At 74.5% G+C, this 3,327-nt stretch carries 3 protein-coding genes; all 3 read left to right on the top strand.

Going from position 1 to position 3,327, the window contains the following annotated elements:
• Nucleotides 1-355: 355 nt before the first annotated feature.
• The 3 genes from AOK18_RS22470 to AOK18_RS22460 all read left to right on the top strand — a co-directional run bounded on the left by AOK18_RS22470 (nt 356) and on the right by AOK18_RS22460 (nt 3,018).
• Entirely contained in the window at nt 356-979 is a 624-nt protein-coding gene (locus tag AOK18_RS22470; protein WP_055695517.1) for a sulfite oxidase-like oxidoreductase, read from the top strand.
• 91 nt (nt 980-1,070) lie between these two features.
• Nucleotides 1,071-1,790 (top strand): ferredoxin reductase, encoded by a 720-nt coding sequence (locus AOK18_RS22465; protein ID WP_055695518.1) that lies wholly within the window; start codon nt 1,071-1,073, stop codon nt 1,788-1,790.
• A 259-nt stretch (nt 1,791-2,049) separates the two neighbouring features.
• The gene (locus AOK18_RS22460) at nt 2,050-3,018 is read left to right on the top strand and encodes an acetylxylan esterase (protein ID WP_055695516.1); all 969 of its coding nucleotides are present in this window, start codon (nt 2,050-2,052) and stop codon (nt 3,016-3,018) included.
• Nucleotides 3,019-3,327: the final 309 nt, after the last annotated feature.

The following is a 3,327-nucleotide window of genomic DNA, read 5'->3' as shown; positions in this document are numbered from 1 at the left end:
AGGAGGGCGGGACGGCATGGCAGCAGGAGCCTTTCGAGAGCCGAAGGGCACTCCCGCGGTCGCCTACCGGGGGCGGTCCGCGTCGTTCCGTGGTGAGAGCACCCGACCTGACACAGCGGTAATGGGTCTCACCCCCTCGGCCGTCGGCGGCCGGGACCCTCCGCAGCCGGACCGCAACAGTACCCGACCACGGCACCCTGCGTCCGGTGCTTTTCCCGTGGTCGGTGAGGCCCCGGCGGGCGGGCCTGCGGGCGGCCGACCGGTGGTCGGGACGAGTGTGCGGGCGGTGCCGGGCACCCCGTACCGTTGAGGCCGGAACCACCTGAGCACCCCTCGCAACGGAATCGCCGATCACGTGAACATCACCCGCGGCTTCACCGGCCGCCCCCGCGTGCACAACCCCGGTCTGCCGCCCGGCCAGTACGACGCCGGCGACGAATGGCCCGTCCTCTCCGCCGAGGTCACGCCCGACCTCGCGCCCGCCGACTGGGCGCTGCGGATCGACGGGCTGGTGGCGCAGCCCCGCGCCTGGACCTGGGAGCAGGCCCGTGCCCTGCCGGCCTCGGCGTACGAGGGCGCGATCCACTGTGTGACGGGCTGGTCGAAGTTCGGGGTGCGGTTCGGGGGCGTCTCCCTGGACACCTTCTGGGACGCCGTCCGCCCCCACGGGTCCGCCACCCATGCCGTCGCCTACTCGCACACCGGCTACACGGCGAACCTGCCGCTCGCGGACCTGACCGGCGGGCGGGCCTGGATCGCCTGGGAGTACGACGGCCGGCCGCTCACGCCCGAGCACGGCGGCCCGGTCCGGCTGGTCGTGCCCCACCTGTACTTCTGGAAGAGCGTCAAGTGGATCGCGGGCCTGCGGCTCCTCGACCACGACGAGCCGGGGTTCTGGGAGAGCAACGGCTACCACCCGCGGGGCAATCCCTGGGAGGAACAGCGGTACTCCGGTGACGGGGACGACGGGCATGACTGAGGTGACCGAGCGGGCCGCCCGGCCGCGGGGGGCCGGGGACCGGGGGGCGCAGTCCGCGCCGGCCCCGTTCGCCCCTCCGACCCGGTTCGCCGTGCCCGGACGCGTCGGGGTGAGCGAGCGGACGGCGTCGGTGTGGCGCACGGCGACCCTGACCGGCATCCGCCGCGAGACCCCGCGCGCCGCGACCTTCCGCTTCGCCGTGCCCGGCTGGCCGGGGCACGTGCCCGGCCAGCACCTGCTGCTGCGGCTGACCGCCGAGGACGGCTATGTGGCCCAGCGCCACTATTCGATCGCGTCCGCGCCGGACGACTCCGGGCACATCGAGCTGACCCTGGACCACGTGGCGGGCGGCGAGGTGTCGGGCTGGTTCCACTCGGTGGCCCGGCCCGGTGACCGGGTCGAGGTGCGCGGCCCGCTGAGCGGCTTCTTCGCCTGGCCGGGCGACCGGCCGGCGCTGCTGCTGGGCGCCGGCTCGGGCGTGGTCCCGCTGATGTCGATGGTGCGGCACCACAGGGCCCGCGGTCTGTCGCTGCCCCTGCGGCTGCTGGTGTCGGCGCGCAGTCCCGAGGAGCTGATCTACGCGGGTGAGTTCGGCGCGGAGACCCTGCGGGTGTTCACCCGGAGCGCGCCGGAGGGCACGGCCGTCGGACGCATGACGGCCGCACACGTGGCGCCACTCCTGGCCGAAGCCCCTCCGCATGGGTGGGAGGCCTATGTGTGCGGTTCCAACTCCTTTGCCGAACACGCCTCCAGGCTGCTCGTCGCGGCCGGACAGCCCGTGGACCGCATCCGTATCGAGCGCTTCGGCTGACCCGCACCGCTCCCCGGGGCGGCACCGCCTCCGCCGCGCCGAGGGCGGACCGCGCCGGGGCGGCCGGACCGCCGTCCCGGGGCCGGTCGAACCGCCGTTCCGGACCCGGTGACAGCAAACGCTTTCCACGCCCTTTACCTGCACCTCTCCCTTTTCGCGTAGGCGCGGTCCGGGTCCGGTCCAGGGTCTGGCGGGCGCTCCGGCGGCCCGCGTACGGTGTTGATCGCTTCGTACTGCTCCGGCGCAAAGGCGGTCCCTCATGCCCCTGTTCGACCTTCCCCTCGACGAACTGCGCGAGTACCGGAGCGCGTCCACGGCACCGGAGGACTTCGACGCGTTCTGGAGCGGGACCCTCGCACAGGCACGTGAACACGACCTGGCCGCCCGCTTCGAGCCGGTCGACACGGGTCTGTCCACGGTGCGGGTCCTCGACGTGACGTTCGCCGGGTTCGGGGGCCATCCGGTCAAGGGCTGGCTGACGCTGCCGGCCGGGGCCGGGGCACCGCTGCCGCTGGTCGTGCAGTTCATCGGTTACGGCGGTGGCCGCGGGCTGCCCCACGAGCACCTGCTGTGGGCCTCGACGGGCCGGGCGCACTTCGTAATGGACACCCGCGGCCAGGGCAGCGCCTGGGGCGGCGGCGGTGACACGGCGGACCCGGTGGGCGGCGCGCCCGCGTACCCCGGGTTCATGACGCGCGGCATCGACGCGCCCGAGAACTACTACTACCGCCGGGTGTTCACGGACGCGGTGCGCGCGGTGGAGGCCGCCCGCTCCCACCCCCTGGCCGACGCGGCGCGCACCGCGGTCCTCGGCTCGAGCCAGGGCGGCGGCATCGCCCTCGCGGTGGGCGGGCTGGTCCCGGATCTCGCGGCGGTGGCCCCGGACGTGCCGTTCCTGTGCGACTTCCCGCGGGCGGTGACGCTGACCGACCGGCACCCGTACCGGGAGGTGGGCCTCCACCTCAGGACGCACCGGGGACGCACCGGGGACGCCCTGCGCACCCTGTCCTACTTCGACGGCGTGCACTTCGCCGCGCGCGGTTCGGCACCCGCGCTGTTCTCGACGGGCCTGGAGGACCAGACCTGCCCGCCCTCGACGGTCTTCGCGGCGTTCAACGCCTGGGCGCACGGCGACAAGGCGATCGAGGTATACGACTTCAACGACCACGAGGGCGGCGGCCCCTTCCAGGAGGCGGCCCAGCTCCGCTGGATGCGCTCGTACGCCTGAGGGGCCGCACCGCGGACTTTCGGACAGGACGGCTGCGGCGGCTCCCGCGTCCCCTCCGGCCCCCGGGCCCCGGGGCCGGGAGCCGCCGCACCGGGCGCGCCCTCCCGCGCGGCACCGTGCGGCGGGCGCCGGCCCGGTCCCGTTTCGGCCGAACTCACGGACCACCCTTCCCTGCTGGTTTAGACCAATGGTAGGTGTGGTGGCGCACCGAGCCCGCAACGCCACGGAACGTCACCCACAGGAGGCGCGGCATGGCCCGCACCACCCCGCACCATCCTCCGCACGACCCTTCACCGGCCCCTCCCTGTC

The organism is Streptomyces prasinopilosus, assembly GCF_001419695.1.
GTDB classification, from domain to species: Bacteria; Actinomycetota; Actinomycetes; order Streptomycetales; family Streptomycetaceae; genus Streptomyces; species Streptomyces prasinopilosus.
Note: the sequence above shows the minus strand (reverse complement) of the source record. Positions and strands in the feature narration are given on the sequence as shown.